Annotated in this window: 12 protein-coding genes; 8 read left to right on the top strand and 4 right to left on the bottom strand. The window is 67.4% G+C overall.

The genetic code is table 11. The features are described 5' to 3' along the window. Positions 1–220 precede the first annotated feature (220 nt). A complete protein-coding gene (locus BG61_RS27185) occupies positions 221–1,330 on the bottom strand; it encodes an acetate/propionate family kinase (RefSeq protein WP_035928224.1) in 1,110 nt (369 codons plus the stop codon). A gap of 4 nt (positions 1,331–1,334) precedes the next feature. Continuing rightward, positions 1,335–3,674: a phosphoketolase family protein gene (locus BG61_RS27180; RefSeq protein ID WP_051672811.1), complete on the bottom strand. Its 2,340-nt coding sequence runs from the start codon at positions 3,672–3,674 to the stop codon at positions 1,335–1,337. A gap of 465 nt (positions 3,675–4,139) precedes the next feature. Between BG61_RS27180 and BG61_RS27175 the strand changes: the two genes are divergently transcribed. Beyond that, complete coding sequence (locus BG61_RS27175; RefSeq protein ID WP_035928228.1) at positions 4,140–8,501, top strand: DEAD/DEAH box helicase; 4,362 nt, start codon at positions 4,140–4,142, stop codon at positions 8,499–8,501. A gap of 118 nt (positions 8,502–8,619) precedes the next feature. On the opposite strand, the gene BG61_RS27170 is transcribed toward BG61_RS27175, so the two are convergent. Beyond that, positions 8,620–8,838, bottom strand: coding sequence for a hypothetical protein (locus BG61_RS27170; RefSeq protein ID WP_035928231.1), 219 nt, complete (start codon positions 8,836–8,838; stop codon positions 8,620–8,622). Between the two features lie 553 nt (positions 8,839–9,391). Here BG61_RS27170 and BG61_RS27165 point away from each other — a divergent pair. Next, entirely contained in the window at positions 9,392–11,539 is a 2,148-nt protein-coding gene (locus BG61_RS27165; RefSeq protein WP_035928332.1) for a serine/threonine protein kinase, read from the top strand. A gap of 86 nt (positions 11,540–11,625) precedes the next feature. On the opposite strand, the gene BG61_RS27160 is transcribed toward BG61_RS27165, so the two are convergent. Continuing rightward, positions 11,626–13,536, bottom strand: coding sequence for an SUMF1/EgtB/PvdO family nonheme iron enzyme (locus tag BG61_RS27160; RefSeq protein ID WP_035928234.1), 1,911 nt, complete (start codon positions 13,534–13,536; stop codon positions 11,626–11,628). 434 nt (positions 13,537–13,970) lie between these two features. On the opposite strand from BG61_RS27160, the gene BG61_RS27155 reads away from it, so the two are divergent. From BG61_RS27155 to BG61_RS27130, 6 genes are all read left to right on the top strand, one after another. Next, positions 13,971–14,408: a DUF4399 domain-containing protein gene (locus BG61_RS27155; protein WP_035928335.1), complete on the top strand. Its 438-nt coding sequence runs from the start codon at positions 13,971–13,973 to the stop codon at positions 14,406–14,408. A gap of 46 nt (positions 14,409–14,454) precedes the next feature. Then, positions 14,455–14,880 (top strand): DUF4399 domain-containing protein, encoded by a 426-nt coding sequence (locus tag BG61_RS27150; protein ID WP_035928238.1) that lies wholly within the window; start codon positions 14,455–14,457, stop codon positions 14,878–14,880. Between the two features lie 275 nt (positions 14,881–15,155). Then, entirely contained in the window at positions 15,156–15,440 is a 285-nt protein-coding gene (locus BG61_RS27145; RefSeq protein ID WP_035928241.1) for a hypothetical protein, read from the top strand. 379 nt (positions 15,441–15,819) lie between these two features. Further along, the gene (locus BG61_RS27140; protein WP_051672810.1) at positions 15,820–17,238 is read left to right on the top strand and encodes an efflux transporter outer membrane subunit; all 1,419 of its coding nucleotides are present in this window, start codon (positions 15,820–15,822) and stop codon (positions 17,236–17,238) included. A gap of 301 nt (positions 17,239–17,539) precedes the next feature. Continuing rightward, complete coding sequence (locus BG61_RS27135) at positions 17,540–20,041, top strand: FHA domain-containing protein (RefSeq protein WP_035928244.1); 2,502 nt, start codon at positions 17,540–17,542, stop codon at positions 20,039–20,041. After that, a complete protein-coding gene (locus tag BG61_RS27130; protein WP_035928248.1) occupies positions 20,019–21,392 on the top strand; it encodes a beta-barrel domain-containing protein in 1,374 nt (457 codons plus the stop codon). The genes BG61_RS27135 and BG61_RS27130 overlap by 23 nt, the downstream gene beginning before the upstream one ends. The last annotated feature ends 51 nt before the right edge of the window (positions 21,393–21,443 follow it).

Raw genomic sequence — 21,443 nt, 5'->3', positions numbered from 1 at the left:
GAATTCGTTTTTCGGGGGCAAGCTCAATCAGATGGTTCTACAACCGCCCAACCCACGCACTAGCGACATCCCTGTGTGACTGCGGCTCCGCGAGAGGGCCTAAGCTAATAAACCAAAGCCAATACAAGTTTCACCGAAGCACAAGCGCATCAAACGGTGTAACCCCGCAGACCGAGCAAAACAAAAACAGCCCGACGCGAGTCGCCAGAGCACAACCCCTTCACGCCCCGTCGAACAACCTCCGACAATGCCGTGCGATCTGCCGCTCCTCCTGCGTCCCGACGACGCGGCGCTCGCCGCCCAGAAACCCGATCCCCTCGACGATCTGTTCGCGAATCGCTTCGCTATGCTCCCCGATCCCTCCGCTGAACACGAGCAGATCGAGCCCTCCGAGCAACGCCGCATACCCGCCGATCACCTTGCGTATCGCGGTACAGAACACGTCAATGGCAAGCCGCGCATCAGCGTCTCCCTGATCGCGGCGCGCGAGCAGCATCTGCATGTCGTCGTTGGAATCCGACAGCCCCTTCATCCCGCTCTCGCGATTGAGCAAGGTTTCGAGCGCATCGGCATCGAGCGATTCGGCGCGCATCAGATACAGCAGCACGCCAGGATCGAGATCGCCCGAACGGGTCGCCATCGGAATGCCGCCCGTCGGCGTGAGACCCATCGTCGTGTCGACCGACTCGCCGTCCTTCAGCGCGCACAGGCTCGCGCCGCTGCCGAGATGCGCGATCACCGTGCGCGGGGGCAAGTCCTTGCCGATCGTCGCGACGATCGACTCGAACGACAGCCCGTGAAACCCGTATCGCACGACACCCTGCGCGGCGTACTGCTTCGGCAGCGCGAGATGCGACGCACGCGCGGGCATCGTCTGATGGAACACCGTGTCGAAGCAGGCGAAGTGCGGCACGCCGCTGAAGATCTGCTGCGCCTGCTCCATCAGCGCGAGCGACTGCGGCAGATGCAGCGGCGCGAACTGCGTCGCATCGCGCAAGGTCTGCATGAGTTCGGGCGTGATCTTCCGGTGCGCCTCGACGCGCGGCCCGCCGTGCACCACGCGATGACCGACCGCGACGGGCGCATCGCCGAGACTGGCGCCGAGCACATCGGCCACGCGTTGCAGCGCGTCGTGCTGCGACTCCATCAGCCGGTCCTGCGCGAAGTCGATGCGGCCGTCGACGGAGCGCATGGCGAGCGACCCGTCCGCGCGGCCGATGCCCTTCGCGCTGCCCGTGAGCCACGCGGCTTCGTCGCCGCGCTCGGGCACGAACACCCCGAACTTCAGCGACGACGAGCCGCTGTTGAGAACCAGAATGCCCTGTGCCATGGCGTCATCCCTTCCATGTCCACTCGCGGATCTCGTCGCGATCGATGCCTTCCGCATGCGCGTAGCGGATGCTCTCGATCACCTGGTTCTTCAGCCACTCCTTCGCATGGCCGCCGGTTTCGCGCAGGCGCGGCACGCGGTCGATCACGTCGATCGCGAGCGTAAAGCGGTCCACGCCATTGATGATCGCGAGCTCGAACGGCGTGTTGATGTTGCCGCGCTCGCGATAGCCGTGCACGTGCATGTTCTCGTGATTCGTGCGGTTGTACGTGAGCTTGTGCACGAGCGACGCGTACGAATGAAAATTGAAGATGACGGGTTTGTCGCGCGTGAAGAGAGAATCGAAATCGCGGCCGGAGAGGCCGTGCGGATGGTCGCGGTCGGGCATCAGGCGGAACAGGTCGACCACGTTCACGAAGCGCAGCTTCAGGTCGGGGAACTGCTTCTTCAGGATCTCGACGGCGGCGAGCGACTCCATCGTCGCGATGTCGCCCGCGCAGGCCATCACGACATCCGGCTCGTGGCCTTCGTCGGTGGAGGCCCAGTCCCAGATGCCGATGCCCTTCGCGCAATGCACGATCGCGGCTTCCATGTCGAGGTATTGCAGATGCGGCTGCTTGTCCGCGACGATCACGTTCACGTAGTCGTGCGTGCGCAGGCAGTGATCGGCCACGCTCAGCAGGCAGTTGGCATCCGGCGGCAGATAGATGCGCACGACCTCCGGGCTCTTGTTCGTGACCACATCGAGAAAGCCGGGGTCCTGGTGCGTGAAGCCGTTATGGTCCTGGCGCCACACGAGCGACGTGATGAGCAGGTTGATCGACGGGATCGGCGCGCGCCAGTCGAGTTCCTTCTTCGCCTTTTCGAGCCACTTCGCGTGCTGGTTGAACATCGAGTCGATCACGTGCACGAACGCCTCGTAGCTCGCGAGCAGGCCGTGACGCCCGGTCAGCACGTAGCCCTCGAACCAGCCTTCGAGCGTGTGCTCGGAGAGCATTTCCATCACGCGGCCATCGGGCGCGAGCGCGCCGCCATCGCTGTCTTCCGGTTTCGTCTGCGCGATCCAGCGCTTGCCCGACACCTCGTAGACGCCGTCGAGCTTGTTGCTCGCCGTCTCGTCCGGGCCGAACAGCTTGAAGTTCGTCATGTTGCGGCGGATCACTTCGCGCAGGAAGGTGGCGAGCACCGCGGTCGGCGACTGGTAGACGGCAGCCGGCTTCCTGACGGTGAACGCGTGCTCGCGGATGTCGGGCAAATGCAGCGAGCGGCGCAGGCGCCCGCCGTTCGCATGCGGATTGGCGCTGATGCGCCGCTCGCCCTGCGGCGCGAGCGCGCGCAACTCGTCGATGAGGCGTCCGTCGGCGTCGAACAGTTCGTCGGGCTTGTAGCTGCGCATCCACTCTTCGAGCACCTTCAGGCTCTTCTTGTTGGTCACCGGATCGAGCACCGGAACCTGATGCGAGCGCCAGAAATCCTCGACCTTGTGGCCGTCCACTTCCTTCGGCCCGGTCCAGCCCTTCGGCGAGCGCAGCACGATCATCGGCCAGCGCGGGCGCGTCGTGTCGCTGGCTGCGCGCGCATGCTGCTGGATCGCGCGAATCTCGCCGACACACTTTTCCAGCGTGGCCGCCATGCGCTGATGCATCTCGTGCGGGTCGTTTCCTTCGACGAAATACGGCTTGTAGCCGTAGCCCACGAAAAGCGCCTCCAGCTCCTCGTGCGGAATGCGCGCGAGGATCGTCGGGTTGGCGATCTTGTAACCGTTCAGATGCAGGATCGGCAGCACGGCGCCGTCCTGCACCGGATTGAGGAACTTGTTCGAATGCCACGACGTGGCGAGCGGGCCGGTTTCCGCTTCGCCGTCGCCGACCATCACGGCGACGATCAGATCCGGGTTGTCGAACGCGGCGCCGAACGCGTGCGAAAGGCTGTAGCCCAGTTCGCCGCCTTCGTGAATCGAGCCGGGCGTCTCGGGCGTGCAGTGCGAGCCGATCCCGCCCGGCGACGAAAACGAGCGAAAGAGCCTCAGCATGCCGGTTTCGTCGTAGCTGCGGTCGGGGTAGATCTCGGAATAGAAGCCTTCGAGATACGCGTTCGCGAGCGTCGCCGGCGCGCCGTGGCCGGGGCCGGACACGTACAGGATGTTCAGGTCGTCCTTGAGGATCAGGCGGTTCAGGTGAACCCAGGTGAACGACTGGCCGGGGTCCGATCCCCAGTGCCCGAGCAGCCGCCGCTTGATGTGCGCGGGGGCGAGCGGCTCGCGCAGCAGCGGATTCGCGCGCAAATAGATCATGCCCACCGAGAGATAGTTGCAGGCCCGCCAGTAGGCGTCGATTTTGCGCAGCTCGTCTGAGGATAGCGGACCGTGGCTGCCGCTGGTACCGTTGGTGCCGGGCGTCTGCCCTTGAACGTGCTCGTTCAATTGCCTCTCCTGTCGGTTGTCTGCCGGTTTGCCGCGGGCCGCGGCTCGCGTTCGTGCCTTCGTGTGTTCGTGTGTTCGTGTACTGGTTCGTCTGGGCCGGCGAACCGGGAAACTCTGCGCTGCGCTCGGGATGCCGGCATTCGTTCGCGCTCGATTATGGCCCTGCGGCGGCGCGGGTGCACTCACCCCGACGCGTCGGCCTGTGCGCAAGCGCGGTGCCCGGTCGCGATTCCTGCGACGAAAGGCGCGGCGCGCGAGTGCCCAATCGACGCGCCGAAATCCCGCGGAAACCGCAGCGAATCGGCGCCGAACCGGCAGCAAATCGGCAGCGAGACCGCATCGAATCCGCGCCGCACGCGAAATCCGATCCGCTCATAAAATAGCCGGATGACCGTGAACCCGCCACTCGCCGACGCGCTTTCGGGATTTCATCCCGCTGTCGTCAACTGGTTCGACCGCAACTTTTCGGCCGCCACCGAGGCGCAGGCGCGCGCGTGGCCGCTCATCCAGGCCCGCCGCTCGACCGTCGTCGCCGCGCCCACGGGCTCGGGCAAGACGCTCACCGCGTTTCTCGCCGCCATCGACGAACTCGTGCGCGAGGGCCTTGCGCGCGGCTCGGCGCTGCCCGACGAAACGACCGTCGTCTACGTTTCGCCGCTCAAGGCGCTGTCCAACGACATCCGCGTGAACCTGCAGGAGCCGCTCGCGGGCATCGCGCGCGAACTCGCACAGCTCGGCCTGCCGCCGGTCGAGATCCGCGCCGCGGTGCGCACCGGCGACACCACGCAGCAGGAACGCGCCGCCGTGCGAAAGCGCGCGCCGCACATTCTCGTGACGACACCCGAATCGCTCTACGTGCTGCTGAGTTCCGATTCCGGCCGCGCGATGCTGTCCACCACGCGCACGGTGATCGTCGACGAGATTCACGCCGTCGCAGGCTCGAAGCGCGGCGCGCATCTGGCCCTCTCCCTCGAGCGGCTCGACGCGCTGTGCGCCGCGCGGCCGGTGCGCATCGGCCTGTCCGCGACGCAAAAGCCGATAGAGCTCGTGGCGAAATTCCTCGCGGGCGTGGGCGAGCCGTGCGAGGTCGTCGATGTCGGCCATGCGCGGGCGCGCGACCTGGCGCTCGACATCCCGCCGATGCCGCTCGAGGCGATCATGTCGAACGACATGTGGGAGCGCGTCTACGACAAACTCGCGGATCTCGTCGCGCAGCACCGCACGACGCTCGTCTTCGTCAACACGCGGCGCATGGCCGAGCGCGCCGCGCGCCACCTGACCGAGCGGCTCGGCAAGACGGCGGTGGCCGCGCACCACGGCAGCCTCGCGCGCGAGCACCGGCTGGATGCCGAGCAGCGCCTGAAGCGCGGCGAACTGCGGGTGCTGATCGCGACGGCGTCGCTGGAACTCGGCATCGACATCGGCGATGTCGAACTCGTCTGCCAGCTTGGCTCGCCGGGGTCGATCGGCGCTTTCCTGCAGCGCGTCGGGCGCTCGGGGCACCAGGTCGGCGGCACGCCGAAGGGGCGGCTCTTTCCGACCTCGCGCGACGATCTGATCGAATGCGCGGCGCTGCTGGACAGTGTGCGGCGCGGCGAGCTCGACGCGCTCAACGTCGCTCGCGCGCCCCTCGACGTGCTGGCGCAGCAGATCACGGCGGAAGTCGCGTGCCGCGAATGGGGCGAGGACGAACTGTTCGAGCGCTTTCGCCATGCGTATCCGTACGCGGCGCTCGAACGCGCGCAATACGACGCGGTCGTGCGCACGCTCGCAGAGGGCTACACGAGCCGCCACGGTCCGCGCGGCGCGTACGTGCACCGCGATGCGGTCGGCGGGACGCTGCGCGGGCGGCGCGGCGGCAAGCTGACGGCGGTGACCTCGGGCGGCGCGATTCCGGACAACGCCGACTTCGCCGTGCTGCTCGAACCGCAGGGCCTGCAGATCGGCACCGTCAACGAGGACTTCGCGGTGGAAAGCCTCGCGGGCGACATCTTCCAGCTCGGCAACACGTCGTACCGGATCCTGCGCATCGAAGGCGGGCGCGTGCGGGTGGAGAACGCGAACGGCCAGCCGCCGAACATCCCGTTCTGGCTCGGCGAGGCGCCCGGCCGCTCCGACGAGCTCTCACATGCGATTGCGCGGCTGCGCGGCCAGATCGACGCGTTCCTCGCGCAGAAGGGCGCCGCGCCGCTCGATACGGCGATCACGTGGCTCGCGGATGAAACCGGCATCGGGCGCGAGGCGGCGCGGCAGATCGTCGAGTATCTGGCGCGCTCGCGCGCGGCGCTCGGCGTGCTGCCGACGCAGGACACGCTCGTGATGGAGCGCTTCTTCGACGAATCCGGCGGCACGCAGCTCGTCATCCACGCGCCGTTCGGCAGCCGTGTGAACCGCGCGTGGGGCCTCGCGCTGCGAAAGCGTTTCTGCCGCACGTTCAACTTCGAGCTGCAGGCGGCCGCCACGGAGGACGCGATCGTTCTGTCCCTGACGGGCAGCCACAGCTTCGCGCTCGACGAGGTGTGGCGCTACTTGCGCGCGAGCACCGCCGAGCACGTGCTGATCCAGGCGCTCCTCGACGCACCGCTTTTCGGCGTGCGCTGGCGCTGGAACGCCACCAACGCGCTCGCGCTGCCGCGCTACGCCGGCGGGCGCAAGGTCGCGCCGCAGTTGCAGCGCATGAAGAGCGAGGACCTGCTCGCGACGATCTTTCCCGATCAGGTCGCGTGTGTCGAAAACGTGGTGGGCGAGCGCGAGGTGCCGCATCACCCGCTCGTCGACCAGACCATCGACGACTGTCTGCACGACGCGATGGACAGCGAGCAATGGCTCGCGATCCTGCGGCGCATCGAGCGTGGAGAAGTGCGGCTCGTCACGCGCGAGCTGCCCGCGCCGTCGCCGCTCGCGGCGGAAATCCTCTCGGCGCGGCCGTACGCGTTCCTCGACGACGCGCCCCTGGAAGAGCGCCGCACGCAGGCCGTGCTCGCGCGGCGCTGGAGCGACCCCGAATCCGCCGACGACCTCGGCGCGCTCGACGCCGACGCGATCGCAGGCGTGCGCGAGGAAGCGTGGCCCGCGGTGCGAAGCGCGGACGAAATGCACGAGGCGCTGATGAGTCTCGCCTGCGTGAGCGCCGCCGAGGCGCAGCACAACGACGGCTGGCCCGCCTGGCTCGACGCGCTTGCGCAGACGGGCCGCGCGACGCGCCTGCAGATCGCGGAGCACGACGCGCTGTGGATACCCGTCGAGCGGCTGATGTGCGTGCGCGCGGTCTATCCGCGGGCACCGATGCGCCCGCCGCTTCACCCGCCCGCCGGCTACACGGACGAATGGACGGAGGACGACGCGCTCGTCGAGATCGTCCGGGCGCGCCTGTCGGGCTTCGGTCCGCTGACGGTGCCGGTGATCGCCCGGGCGCTGGCGCTGCCGGCGTCGTCGGTGGCGCTCGCGCTCACGCGCCTCGAAGGGCAGGGCTACGTGATGCGGGGCCGCTTCACGCCGGGCGCGGCCGAAGAGGAATGGTGCGAGCGCCATCTGCTCGCGCGCATCCACCGGTACACGGTGCGGCGGCTGCGCCGGGAAATCGAGCCCGTCGAGCGGCAGGATTTCATGCGCTTCCTGTTCGACTGGCAGCATCTCGCCGCCGATACGCGCGGCGAAGGGCGCGACGCGCTGCTATCGGTCCTCGGGCAGCTCGAAGGGTTCGAGGCGCCCGCCGTCGCGTGGGAGGACGAGATCCTGCCGGCGCGCATCGCGGATTATTCGGGCTACTGGCTCGACGAAATCTGCCGCGCGGGGAAGATCGTCTGGAGCCGGCCGGGCGGCCGCTCGAAGGCCGCGGGCGGGCCAGTGCGCGGCACGCCGATCGTGCTGCTGCCGCGCCGCGATCTCGCCGCGTGGAACGCGCTGATGCGGCCCGGCGAGGCGCCGGAGATGAGCTCGCGCGCGCAGCTCGTGCACGACGCGCTGAAGGCTCACGGCGCGATGTTCTTCGACGAACTGCTCGCCGACACGCGCCTCTTGCGCACCGAGCTCGAAGACGCGCTGGGCGAGCTGGTCGCGCTCGGCCTCGTCAACGCCGACAGCTTCGCCGGCCTGCGCGCGCTCGTCGCGCCCGCGGCGAAGCGCAACGCGTTCAGCCGGCGGCCGCGCCGGGGCGGGCTTTTCATCGGCGGGATGGACGACGCGGGGCGCTGGGCGCTCCTGCGCCGCACCGGGCCCCAGGAGGGGCAGGAGGAGCAGGCGGGCGCCGTCGAACACGTCGCGATGGCCGTGCTGCGCCGCTATGGCGTCGTGTTCTGGCGGCTCTTCGAGCGCGAGGCCGGCTGGCTGCCTCCGTGGCGCGAGTTGCTGCGCGTGTTTCACCGGCTGGAGGTGCGCGGCGAGATTCGCGGCGGGCGTTTCGTCGCGGGGCTGGCGGGCGAGCAGTTCGCGCTGCCCGAAGCCGTGCCGCTCTTGCGCGAGGTGCGCAAGCGTCCGCTCGACGGCAGCTTCGTCGCGGTGAGCGCAGTCGACCCGCTGAACCTCGTCGGCACGCTCCTGCCCGGCGAAAAAGTGCCCGCTCTTGCGGGCAACCGGGTGCTGTATCGCGATGGCGTGGCGGTGGGCGCGGTGATCGCGGGCAAGACACGCTATCTGGTGGAACTCGACGCCGAGGCGCGTGAAGCGGTGCGCTCGGGCCTCGTCAGGCGCACGGCGCGATCGCTCGGTTCTCATGCCGACGGGCGGCGCGTCGCGGCATCGATCGGGTAGCGCTGCACGCAGCGGGACCCTCGAAACCTCCACGCCATGAACGAACACGAGGCGCATCGTTGCCGATGCGCCTCGCGCGGGCTGCCTTTAATGCCGGAGTTCAGCGGATGCTTACGGATCAGCGCGGGACCAGTTTCTTCCTGAACGGTCCGGGCTGCTGCGCTTCCACGCCCTGAACGGACATCCCCGGATAGCTGAAGACCCTGTTCGCGGCCGCGAACGGGCGCGGGCGAAACGACTGGTGGGCGCCGGTTCGCGCGCCGCCCACGATCGCGGTCATTGCTTCCCTGTCGAGGTCGAGACTGTCCGCGAGATCCTTGATGACGATAACGGCCATGGCTTTTTCCTGAAGGTGCTGAAGGTTCGGAGCCGGGTTCGCGTGACGGGCCACGCGACGTTGCGGTCGGATGTCCGGCGGGTTCATGCACCCAGCCGGCGGGTTCATGCCCCCAGTATAGGCAATCCGTCCGCGCTTGTGACCTGTGCGGCTCCGCACGCGGCCACTGCGATTTCGCACGATGACGGCGACACGGCACGCGCCGCATCGGCCGCTTCGTCGCTTGCGTGGGTTACATGAATGCATGGGCCGTGCCATGTTGCATGCCACGCTGGCAGGTGCGCGTTCAAGTGCTTGAAAACCCGGCATTTGTTCGGTATGCGACATTCCTCTGACGATCACTCGCGACGCCCGGAAAGCGCCCGATCAGACGCTATGCAGCCAACACTTCAGAGCGCCATGTCGGATTGCCTGCAACACGTTCGCCGCCGCGCCAATGATCGAAAACGAGATTTGCGAAAGGCGCTATCGAAGGCTAGTATCGAACGTGGACATGTAGTTTGTTACGACAAGTGAATTGTCGGTCGATTTGGAGCCGCTGCGAGTCGCACAGATGACAAGCTTTGCGCAAGCGATTCGTACATTTCAAAGCGACGGCCAGTCGCGCGACGAGTTCTTCGCGCGGATCGATGGCGTGCTGGCGACGAATCGCGAGCCCGCTGCGCGGCTCCTGCAGGCCCTCGACGAAGAGAACGCCGCGAAGCCCCTGCCTCCCGATGTCTACGCGGCCGTGCGCTGGCGCGTCGAGCAGTCGGCGAGGCTTGCCAGCCCGGGGCTGAACAACCCCGTTGCGAATTCCGAGGAAACCCGCGTGCAGACCATGCCGGGGCATGGATCGGTGCATACGGAGTCGCGCTCGGTGTCCTCGGGCAGCCAGGTGGTCGCCGAGCTCGATCAGGTGAAGGGCATCGGCGATACGCTCAACGGGCGCTTCGTGCTCGAGGAGTGTCTCGGCGTCGGCGGCATGGGCACGGTGTTCAAGGCCCTCGACCTGCGCAAGCTCGAGGCGTCGGATCGCAGGCCCTACGTCGCGATCAAGGTGCTCAACCTCCAGTTTCGCGGCAACCCGAAGTCGCTGATCGCGCTTCAGCGCGAAGCCCGCAAGGCGCAGACGCTCGCGCACCGCAACATCGTGACGGTGTACGACTTCGACCGCGACGGCTCGGTCGTCTATCTGACGATGGAGTACCTGTCCGGCCAGCCGCTCTCGCGCATTCTTCGGAACCCGAATTTCAAGGGCATGCCGTTCGCCGAAGTGGTTCCGATCTTCCGGGGCATGGCGAACGCGCTCGCCTACGCGCACGAGCGCGGCTTCGTTCATTGCGACTTCAAGCCCGCCAATGTCTTCCTCACGGACACGGCCGAAGTCAAGGTGATCGATTTCGGCATCGCGCGGGTGTTCCAGCGGCCGGAAGAGGAAACCGAGGCGACCATCTTCGACCCCGGCAGTCTCGGCGCGCTGACCCCTGCGTATGCGAGCCCTGAGATGCTGGAGCATCGCGAGCCCGATCCGCGCGACGACGTCTATGCGCTCGGCTGCATCACGTATGAATTGCTGACGGGCAAGCATCCGTTCGACCGCGTGCCCGCGACGCAGGCGCGCAGCGCGGGCATGAAGCCGCAGCGGCCGGAAGACCTCGGCGGCAAGCAGTGGAAGGCGCTGAAGGCGGCGCTCTCGTTCGACCGCGAGGCGCGCACGCCGACCGTCGCGCGTTTTCTCGATGAACTGAGCGAGGACCGGCCGGCAGCGGCATCGGGGTCGAAGGGCAAGCCGGGCGTCCTCATCGGCGCGGCGGCATTTGTCGCGGCGCTGGCGGCGGGAACGGGCTATTACTTCTACGATCAGTCGCAGTCGTCGAAAGCGCCGGAAACCGAAACGAGCGCCCAGGACAGCGGCGCGGGCGGAGCGGTGACTCCCGCGGCGCCTGCGGCCGGTACCCAGGCGGAGCGGCCCGCCGCTCCTTCGGCGGCCCTCGCGTCGGCTACGCCTGCCGCTCCTGTCACACCCGCCGCGCCGCCGCCCGTGCTCACGCTCAGCGCCGTCGCGCCGGTTCTGGCGGGCGTGCCGTGCTCGGCGCTGTATGCGTCGGTGCATGACCAGACCGTCGACGTGCAGGGCTTCCTGTCGCAGCGCTATGGCACCGCGCGCCTGAAGGAGGCGCTCGCCGCCGTGCCGGGCGTGAAGACGACCAATCTCGGCGTGCAGCAGGTAAGCGACGACAAATGCGACGTGCTCAAGGTCATCGCGCCGTACTACACGGCGAATCGCCAGACGGGACGTCCGGCGTCGCTGCGCTCGCGTGCCCCCAATGCGCAGTTGACCGAGGGCCAGCCGCTCATCGTCGATGTCATGACGCCGGGCTTCGATTCCTACGTGAACGTCGATTACTTCTCGCTCGACGGCGCCGTGGCCCATCTCCTGCCGAACGAGCGTGCGAAGGACAATCAGGCGCCGCCGCATTACACGGCGACGATCGGCACGATGGGCGACTGGGTGGTGTCGAAGCCGTTCGGCTCGGAGCTGATCGTGCTGACCATCACGCCCACGCCGCTCTTCGATGCGCTCAGGCCGGACAGCGAGCAGAAGGGGGACTATCTGCGTGCCCTCGACAAGCGGCTCGCGCAGATCGCGGACAAGTACGGACGCGACAAGGTGGCCATCGATCTCGTGCAGATCAGCACGCAGGCCCGCAAGCACTGACGGATCGCCGCGCGAACGCCCTGCGGCGGCCCGCGCGAATGCCCGCCGCGCGAGCGTGGGCTCGCGCGGGCTGCCGGATGCCGCCGCTATGGCATGTCGCGGGCCACGCGAAAGCCGTTCTGCGACTGCCGCACGCTCGCGCTGTACTTGAAGCGGGTCGCGGACTGCATGTAGGCGCCGCCGTCACGCCATGATCCGCCGCGGATCACCCGCACCGAGCATGACGGGTCGTCCCACGCGCGGCCGTCGGCGGGAGCGTTCTTGTAGGAGCTGTGCCAGCAGTCCGTCACCCATTCCCAGACGCTGCCGTTCATGTCGTAGAGGCCGTACGGGTTCGGCGCGAACGAGCCGACGGTGGCCGGGCCTTCGGCCTTCCACGGGTCGCCGCATTCCTTGCAGTTCGCGTTGCCCTTGCGCATCTGGTCGCCCCACCAGTAGGGCGTCGATGTGCCGCCGCGCGCCGCGTATTCCCATTCGGCCTCGGAGGGCAGCCGGTACGCCTTGCCGGCGGTCTTGCTCAGCCATTTCACGTAGACCTGGGCGTCGTCCCAGCTGACGTTGCGCATCGGCGTGTTGCCCGCCGGATTGCCGTCCGCCGGGATGCGCGTGCAGGCGCCTCCATCCGCGCAGGCGTTCCACTGATCGAGTGTCACTTCGTACTTGCCGATCGCGAACGGCTGGCCGATCGACACGCGATGCGGCGGCTTCTCGGCGGGGTCATCGGAGTTGCTGCCCATCGTGAAGGTGCCGGCGGCGATCGGGATGAGTATCGGGCAGTTGGGGCAGTCCTTGATCTCGGCGCCCGCCGCGCCTTTGGCGGCCGTCGCCGGAGCAGGCGATGCGGCGGGTGCGGACTTGGCAGCTTCGGTTTGCCGGGGCGCCGGTGCAGGAGCAGGCGTGGGCGCCTGCTGGACCGGGCGCGCCTTTTCGGCGGGCGCGGTGACGGCGGGCGCGGTGCGTGCCGCAGGCGCCTCGGTCTTCGGCGCGGCGGCGCGCAGCCGGTCGATGCGCGCGCGGGCGAGCGCGGCGAACCGGCCGTTCGGATAGGCCTTCAGATAGGCTTCGTAATCGCTCGCATAGTTGCTGTCCTTGATCGAATCCCAGAAGGTCAGCTCGTACTGCTCGCTGCTGTCCTTCGGCAGGATGCCGCGGGTGAGCGTGCCCGTCTGCGACGCGGCATCGATCCCGGCGACACGCGTCTTCGCGCTCGCATCGCGCGGCACGGCGCCGAAGCTGAACGGGCCTGCGAGCGACGATGCGATCCACGGCACCTGCCGCTGCTTCGTCTCGCGCCCGACCGCCGACGCCACCGACCGGAACATCGCCGTTGCGTCACGCGGGCCTGCCGCCATCGCGGTGACGAGCGCGGCCGTGTAGACGCCCTGGCGCTCGCCGTCGTCGGCAAGCGTGCCCGGCGCGGTCGCGTACGCGACGAGCGTATCCGCGGGCAGATCGGGCGCGCGCGCCGCAACCGGCTCGAACGGATTGTTCAGGCATGTGTCGAGGATGACGAGATTGATTCGGTTCGGGCGTTCTTTCGACATCGCGTCGAGCACGCTTTGCAGCGCGACGCCCTTCGTGACGAGCCGGGCGGGCGAACCGCTGTCGGCATCGACGGGGACGAGCATCGTGTCGCCGCCCGCCTGCAGGCCGTGGCCCGCGAAATAGAAGACGCCGACGCCGCCCGCGGCGAGCCGGCGCCTGAAGTCGGCGATTGCCTGCGCCATCTGCGGCGCGCTCGCGTTCGCGTAGCTCGTGACCTCGAAGCCGAGCGACGCGAGCGTGGCGCTCATCTGGCGGGCGTCGCGCACCGGGTTCGCGAGGGGGTGAGTGCCATATTCGGCGTTGCCGATCACGAGTGCGATGCGCCGCGGCCCGGGTGGCGCGGTGACGGTGCGCTCTACCGTTGGGGCCGCTGCCGCGGCGGCGGACGCCGCTTGCGCGCAGTCCACCCCGATTGCCCCGAATATGCATACGATCAAGAGTTTTCGCCACATATTCACACCCTGTCTATCCGGCATTGAAGATAGTCGATCGACAACGCGCATGTCGCCTTCGCGTGCCAGGGCTGCTACGGCGTGGCCTACGCCACCGCGCGGATCCGGCGTTGTGCCGTTGCGGGGTGCAGCATCAACAACGATAGCACGCACGCGGCGAGGCTTAATCCCCAATGTGTGGGGGATGCGTGCGAGGGGGCGCGATCGCGCCGCCTTGCATCCCGCTTTCGATGCGGGCGCGTTCGCGGGCGCGGGCGGATGCGCGTGCTGCGCACCCGCAGATGGCGCCTCGCGCGCGCACGGCACCCCGCGTTCTTCCACGTATCTTTTTGAGAAGTTACGACCTAAGCTAAAAGACGAAAATCGCAGGACATGGCGAGTAGCGCTCGATGCGCTATCCATCGTTTTCCGACCTTCCGGGAGGCTCGCGTAGCATGCTAAGAAGAACAATACTTGGCGCGATGGCTTCGCTCGCAGCGCTGGCTGCCGATTCGTCGTTCCCCGCGGCGCCGGCGCGCACGCCTTCGCCGCCCAACGCCGAGGCCTACATCATCTGGCCGCCCGACGGCGCCGTGATCACCGGCGGCAAGCTCTGGGTGCGCATGGGACTGCGCAACATGGGCGTGTGTCCGAAGGGTGTCGACCTGCCGAACGTCGGCCATCATCACCTGCTGATCGACGTCGATCTGCCGCCGCTCGACCAGGAAATACCGTCGGATCGCAACCACCTCCATTACGGCGCGGGCGAAACCGACGCGCGCATCGAACTGCCGCCCGGAAAACACACGCTGCAACTGCTCATGGGCGACCTGAACCATGTGCCGCACGATCCCCCCGTGTATTCGAAGAAGATCACGATCATCGTGCGATGACACCGGCGCCGCCCACTGGACGCCGCACAAGCGGAGAGCACACGCCATGAACAAGCTATTCGCCGCCGCCGCGCTCGCGGCCTCGCTGGCTGCCGGCGCCGCCTTCGCCGGACCCACGCCGGCCCCGCCCAACGCGTATGCGTACATCGGCTATCCGAACGATGGCCAGGTCGTGCCCGCCGGCAAGCCGTTCAAGGTGTGGTTCGGGCTGCGCTACATGGGCGTCGCGCCGCGCGGCGTCAAGTATGCGAACACGGGCCACCATCATCTGCTGATCGACGTCGACCTGCCGCCGATGAACGAGGAGATTCCGTCGGACAGGAACCATCTGCATTACGGCGCGGGCGAAACCGAGACGCTGCTCGAACTGCCGCCCGGCAAGCACACGCTGCAGCTCCTGATGGGCGACGACAAGCACATCCCGCACAATCCGCCGGTCTATTCGAAGAAGATCACGATCATCGTGAAGTAGCGGCGCCTGGCCCGGGGCCCAACGCGTGTGTTGCCGAAGAACCGACAGTCCGGCATGCGAACTGTTGGTTCGCAAGCGCCATGTGATCGGCGGCGGGTGGTTCGCCGGCCGCGCCCGCCGCGCGGCAGTCTTCCTGAAACCCCTTCATTTTCAACGGATTGAAAAATAATTCAGTCTTCCTGGGTGTCTTTGGCACGGCCTATGCATTTGTTCCCTGCGAGCAGACAACGATGCCGAACCAGCCCCGACGCTCAATGACCCCCAGGAGAACCGACATGAACTCGCTGACGATCCAAGACCTCCCCGTGACCGAACAACTCGACCGTGCCGCGATGTCCGCAGTGCGTGGCGGCGTCGCGCTGCTGCCGGGGCTCGACCTGTCGCAGTACAACCTGTCGACGTTCAACCTGTCGCTGAGCGCGCCGCAATTCATCGGCCAGACGCAGAACGTGTTCAACCAGAACAGCGTGGGCAGCGCCGGGCGCTTCCAGTCGAACGTCAACCCGGTCCAGCTGGCGGCGAACTCGAACACGAACACGATCGTCGCGATTCCGGGGTGATTCCGTGATGAGCGGCGGCGCGGGCCGGTGGCCTGTGCCGCCGCGATCGCGCGCCGGACTTCGCCCACGCGAGCGAAGCGGCGCGCCGGCCCTCGCGTCCCCTTTCAGCCCGACACCCAGACAACGCACCGGCCCGCAGCACGACGCATCGACTAGTGACGAACCTGTATGGAGCAGCGGCCCGCCGTGTGCTCTACTTGAGGGTGATCGTCCCGCCGCGTCGCGTTCGGTCCGCATTCACCGGAGTGAGATCGTGCCAGCCCTGTTGCCCTCGTTGCGCGTAGCAGTCAAGCGTGGCATGCGTGGTAGGCCGCCGGTCGCGGTCGGCGTGGCCCGCACGAGCGCAGCGGCGCCGCAACGCACCGCGCGCAGGCATGCGATGGCCTGCGCCATCCGGCTCGCGATCGTCGGCGGGGTGTGCACGACGCTGCTCAGCGCCTGCCTCGATCTGAATATCCCCACCTACAAGCGCCCCGACACGCCGGAGAAGACCGCGTTCACCAAGCCTTCGGCGCCGACGTTCGCGGCCACCGATGCAATCCAGCCCGACTGGTGGAAGCAGTTCAAGGACCCGTATCTCGACTCGCTCGTGAACAAGGCGATCGAGGGCAATTTCGACATCAAGGTGCTCGCCGCGCGCATCGGCGTGGCGGGCGCGCAGATCGGCGAGGCGCGGGCGGCCGCGCTGCCGACGATGGACATCGGCGCCGGCGCGAGTTTCGAGAAGACGACCGGGCAGAACTTCGTCAAGCAGTACAACCTGGGCACGCAGGTCAACTGGGACATCGATATCTGGGGCGCGGTGGAGAAGGGCGTGCAGGCGCAGAAGGCCGAGTTCCGCGCGACCGAGGCCGACTGGCGCGCGGGCTACCTGAAGCTCGTCTCCGATGTATCGACGACCTATTTCCAGATTCTCCAGTTCGACGACCAGATCAATCAGCAGAAGACGACGATCACGACCAACCAGCAGATCCTGACGATCTTCGAGGGCATGCAGAAGAACGGCCTCGTGCCGAAGACGCAGGTGCTCACGCAGCGCGCGGAGATCAACCGGCTGACGCGCGAACTGCTGGAGCTGCGCCGCGCGCGCGATCTCGCGGACAACGCGCTCGCCACGCTGATCGGCGTGCCGGCCGGCGAGTTCAAGGTGCCCGACGGCCGTCTGCAGAATCGCGTGCACATTCCGCCGGTGCCCGCGGGCCTGCCCTCGCAACTGCTCGCGCGCCGGCCCGACCTGATCGCCGCCGAATACCGCGTGCTCGAAACGTACAACCTCGTCGGGCAGGCGAAGCTCGCGCAACTGCCCACCATCAGCCTGACGGGCCGCGCCGGCAGCGCGAGCTTCGCGCTCACCGACTTGCTGAAGACCTTCACGTTCAGCTTTCTGCCGAGCATCAACATCCCGGTTCTCGACCCGAGCGTGAGGGCGCGCGTGAAGACCACCGAGGCGCAGACGACGGTCGCCGAACAGCAGTACCGGAGCACGGTCATGGCCGCGTTCGAGGAAGTGGAGAACGCGCTCGTCAATCTCGACTCGCACACCAGGCAGCGCGTGGAGCTTCAGCAGGAAGTCGAGCAGCTGAGCGTGGTGGCCGCGCAGATCGATGCGCAGTTGAAGGAGGGCGTGATCTCGCAACTGCAGGTGTTCGAGACGGAACGCACGCTGCTCGCCGCGCAACTCGCGCTGCTGGCGAATCACCAGCAGATCCTCTCGGACACCGTCACGCTCTACAAGGCGCTCGGCGGCGGATGGCCGACCGTCGATGTGCAGAACGCAAGTAAGGAAACGCTGAAGTAAGAGACGTCGAAGGCAGACATCGAAGGCAGGCATCCGAAATGTCTAAACTATCGAACTGTTCGGGGCGCGAGCGGCACCCTGTCAGGAATCCGAAAATGAATGCGAAACGAACGGCCATGCGGCTCGGATATGGCGTGTCGCACCAGTGCCCGGCGATTGACTACGGCAATGCGTGACTTACACTTTCTACTGTCGCCGCCCGAAGGGCGGTTCAGTCCAACAAAGTCTATTCGCCCGGACATTTGCGGGCGTTGCCCTGACGCGCTTGCGCCAGCGGCTGGACGCTCCTCGTGACGTGGACATGGCTCCTGGCGAAGCTCCGATAGCAGAGGTGCAGGCGAGCGTGGATGAGGCGTTCGATGTCGTCCTCAAGCCCGTATCCCATCCGGAGCTGGCCGAGATCCGCATCGACGAGAACCTGTTTGCGATCGGCCGCACCGAAGCGCCGTTCGCGTCGTGCGCGCCCGAGGCGGTCGCGCAGCTTTCGCGCCGGCATGCCCGCATCTTCATCGAGCACGGCGGGGTGTATGTCGCCGATCTCGACAGCAAGAACGGCACGGCCGTCAACGGCGCGGAGGTCCGGCAAAAGCCCGCACGCCTGCGGCACGGCGACGAGATCTGCTTCGGCAGCAAGCTGTCGTATCGCGTGCAGTTCGTGCCGCGCGTGCATGCGCGTGCGAGCGCGGTGCGTCCGGCCAGCGTGACGCTTGCGCCCAAGCGCACCGACCTCGGCCTCCAGCCTATCGACGTCGCGCAGTTCCCGTTTCTCGTGAGCAAGGCCGATGCCCTGTTCGCGCGCTATCGCGAGCAGTATCCGCATCAGGTCAACTACGTCTCGCGCCGCCATGCGCATCTCTTTCTGAAGGGCGGGGCGCCGTACGTCGAGGATCTCGGCAGCACCAACGGCACCTTCGTCAACGGCCAGCGGCTCGACGCGTCGGCTCATCCGCTTGCGGACGGCGACGTGCTCGCGTTCGGCGGCACGCACTTCGTGTACCGCGTGAGCGTGCACAAGGAAGAAGGCGACTCGACGCTCACGCAGGTCGCGGTGGCCGACGCGGCAAACGAGGCAGCCGCTGAAGCTGACGCCGACAAGACCACGTTCGTCGGCTCGGCGCATTCGTTTCTCGATATCTTCTGCGTCGATCAGGCGCAACTGCGCGAGGACGAAGTCAACAAGGAAGCGCTGCCCGAGGCCGACGACACCCGCAAGGACCCGGAGAAGCGGCGCAAGCGCAGCAAGTTCTCGATGATGTTCTCCGAGTTGAGAACCGCCTTTTCGGGCGGCGAGCGCACGAGCAGGAAGCGGGTGCTGACCGTGGGCGTCGGGGTGCTCGCCGCGATCGTCGCGATCGCATCGGCGCTCTATTTCCACGGCTCGTCCGAGCGCCGCATGAAGGGCCTCATCGCGAGCGGCGAGTATGCACAGGCGGCGGGCGTCGCGAGCGACTACCTGAGCCGCCATCCCGACGACGGGCAGTTCAGCGCGCTCGGCACCGAGGCGCTCCTCAAGGCGAAGGTGCCCGAGTGGCTCGCGGCGCTCAAGCGCGGCCAGTTCGACAGGGCGAGCGCGGTGATCGCGGAAATGAAGCGGCTCGGCGCGAACAATGCGGACGTGCGCCCGCTCGTGGACGAGCTCGAATGGATCGGCAAGCTCGAAAGCTTCGTGCTCGGCCGGGGCGGCCCGGATGCGCCGATCCGCATTTATGCGGACGAGGACCGCGTCGGCGAAATCCTGCGGCACTGGGACGACGACGCCACCGGCCACCAGCGCGCGCTCGACCGCATCTCGTCGTATGTGCCGGAGTTCCGCGAGCCGTATTCCGCGGCGCTCAGCCATCTGCGCAAGCTGCAAAGCGACGATTCGGTGTATCTCGCCGCGATCGACCGGCTGAAGGCGAGCATCGGCAAGGAACTGGGCGAGGGGCATCCCGAAGCGTTGCAGGCGGTGCTCACCGAATACGCGGAAAAGTATCCGCGGCTTGGCGGGCTCGATCGCGTGCGCGAGGACCTGCGCCAGTACATCGAGTTGCAGAAGCAGGCGAGCGCGCCGAGCCTCGCGCCGCTCGTCGCGCTGCTCGCGACGATCAAGTTCTCCACGCCGCCGTTTCAGGAGCAGTTCCGCCAGATGAGCGCGACCAAGCTGCCGTCGCCTGCGGCCGTGAATCAATACGAGGCGGTGGCGCAGGCGTGGCGCAACGGCCAGACGGCGCAGGCGCTCGACGGCCTGCAGAAGATGCCGGTGGGCGCATGGTCGGATGTGATCGCCGCCGAGGTCACGCACAAGAAGGCCGTGGCGGCGCAGTTCGCCGATCTGCAGAAGGCGCGCGGCACGAAAGGCTATGAGGACGCGCTGCTGTCGTTCAACGAAACGCTCGACGCGCGCGACGACACGTGGTTCATCAAGGCGGTGCAGCCCGACGTCGCCGCGTTCAGGGACAAGGCGCTCGCCCGCGCGCAGGAGCTGCTCAACCACGCGCAGGCGCTCTGGGGCCAGTACCGGGCGAACGGCTCGATCGGCGGCTCGCAGCGGCTCGAATCCGGCATCTCGGACTCGTTCCGCACGCAGGCGCGCCTGCTTTCGGACGCGCAGGCGGAAGCGCAGCGCGGCATGCGCATCTTCCGGCAGGTGAAGGCGGACGGCGCGGCGAAGTGGACCGCGCTCGTCGACGAGATCAATGCGGAAGCGGAACTCCAGCGGCGCTCGCTGCAGGAGTTGCGCATGGTGCTCGAACCCGGGCTCCTGAAAAACAAGCTGGCGCTGATAGGAGGACCGGGCGGTGAAGAACGACGCGCACCTTAAACCCCTGACCGAGGCGCTGGAAGATCACGGCGCCGAGGGCATCGCGATTCTTACGGCCGAGCCGTGGCGCATGACGCAGGCGCTTGTCATCGCGATGGTGGCGCTCGTGTTCTCGGCGCTCGTGTGGTCGTTCATCGGGCATTCCGACGTGATCGTGACCGCGTCCGGCACGCTTTCGCCGGAGTCGGAAGTGCGCCGCTTCTATGCGCCGATCGACGGCGAACTGGCCGACCTCTACATCGCGGAAGGGCAGCCGGTGCAGAAGGACGACGTGCTCGCGCGGCTGAACGCGCGCGGCGCGATCGAGGCCGCGACGAACGCGCTGGAGGCGCGCCTGAAGCTCGACGACGCGGAGCGGGAATGGAAGCAGTTTCCCGAGAAGAAGCTGCTGATGGAGCGCAAGGCGACCGCCCTCAAGGACCAGCTGGAAGTGGAGGAACGGCTGCACCAGAACCGCGTCTCGGAGGGCACGACCAAGCTCGCCGAAGGGCAGAAGGCGCAGCTTCAGGAAGCGCGCAGCGCGCTCGAGAACGCACGCCGCACGCGCGACGCGACGAAGCTGGAACTCGACCGCTTTTCGCGCCTGTTCGCGCTGCCGGGCGGCGGCGGGATCTCGGAGATCCAGGTCGAGGTAAAGCGCAACGCGTATCTGGAAGCCGACAGCGCCTACCGTGTCGCGCAGGCGAAGCTCGCCGAACTCGACTTCCGCCTGAGCCACGAGTATTCGCAGGCGAAGGCGCAACTGGAGACGAGCGGCCAGGAGGCGACCAACCTGCGTCTTCAGTACGAGTCGGCGATGCGCGAGATCGCGAGCACGCAGGACAAGCTGAGGCTGCAACTGCAGACGGCGCGCCTCGTCGCGGACGCGGCCGCGCGCATCCGCTTCGAGAACATCGACAAGGACAATTTCCTGCTGATCCTCGCGCCGGTTTCGGGCGTGATCACGGATGTCACGTCCACGCAGCCCGGCGACAAGATCCAGGCCAACACGCCGCTGGGCGGCATCGCGCCGAAGAACGCCAAGCCCGTGCTCAAGATCGAGATCGCCGAGCATGACCGCGCGTTCCTGCGCGAGGGACAGGCGGTGAAGCTCAAGTTCAACGCGTTTCCGTATCAGCGCTATGGCCTCATCGACGGGACGCTCGCGTTCATTTCGCCCGCGACCAAGCCGAGCCCGACCACCAAGCTGCCCGTGTACGAGGGGCGTGTCACGCTCGATCGAGACTACTACCAGGTGTCGAATACGAAGTATCCGCTGCGCTACGGCATGACGGCGACGGCCGAGATCGTCGTGCGCGAGCGGCGCCTGATCGATCTCGGGCTCGATCCGTTCCGCAACCTGGCGGGCTGAATCGCGAGAGACGAACGGCAGAAGGCAGGCACAAGAAACCCGGAGCGCCCG

This window comes from Caballeronia glathei, from assembly GCF_000698595.1.
GTDB lineage: Bacteria > Pseudomonadota > Gammaproteobacteria > Burkholderiales > Burkholderiaceae > Caballeronia > Caballeronia glathei.
The sequence above is the reverse complement of the archived record's forward strand: the minus strand, read 5'-3'. Positions and strand labels throughout refer to the sequence as shown.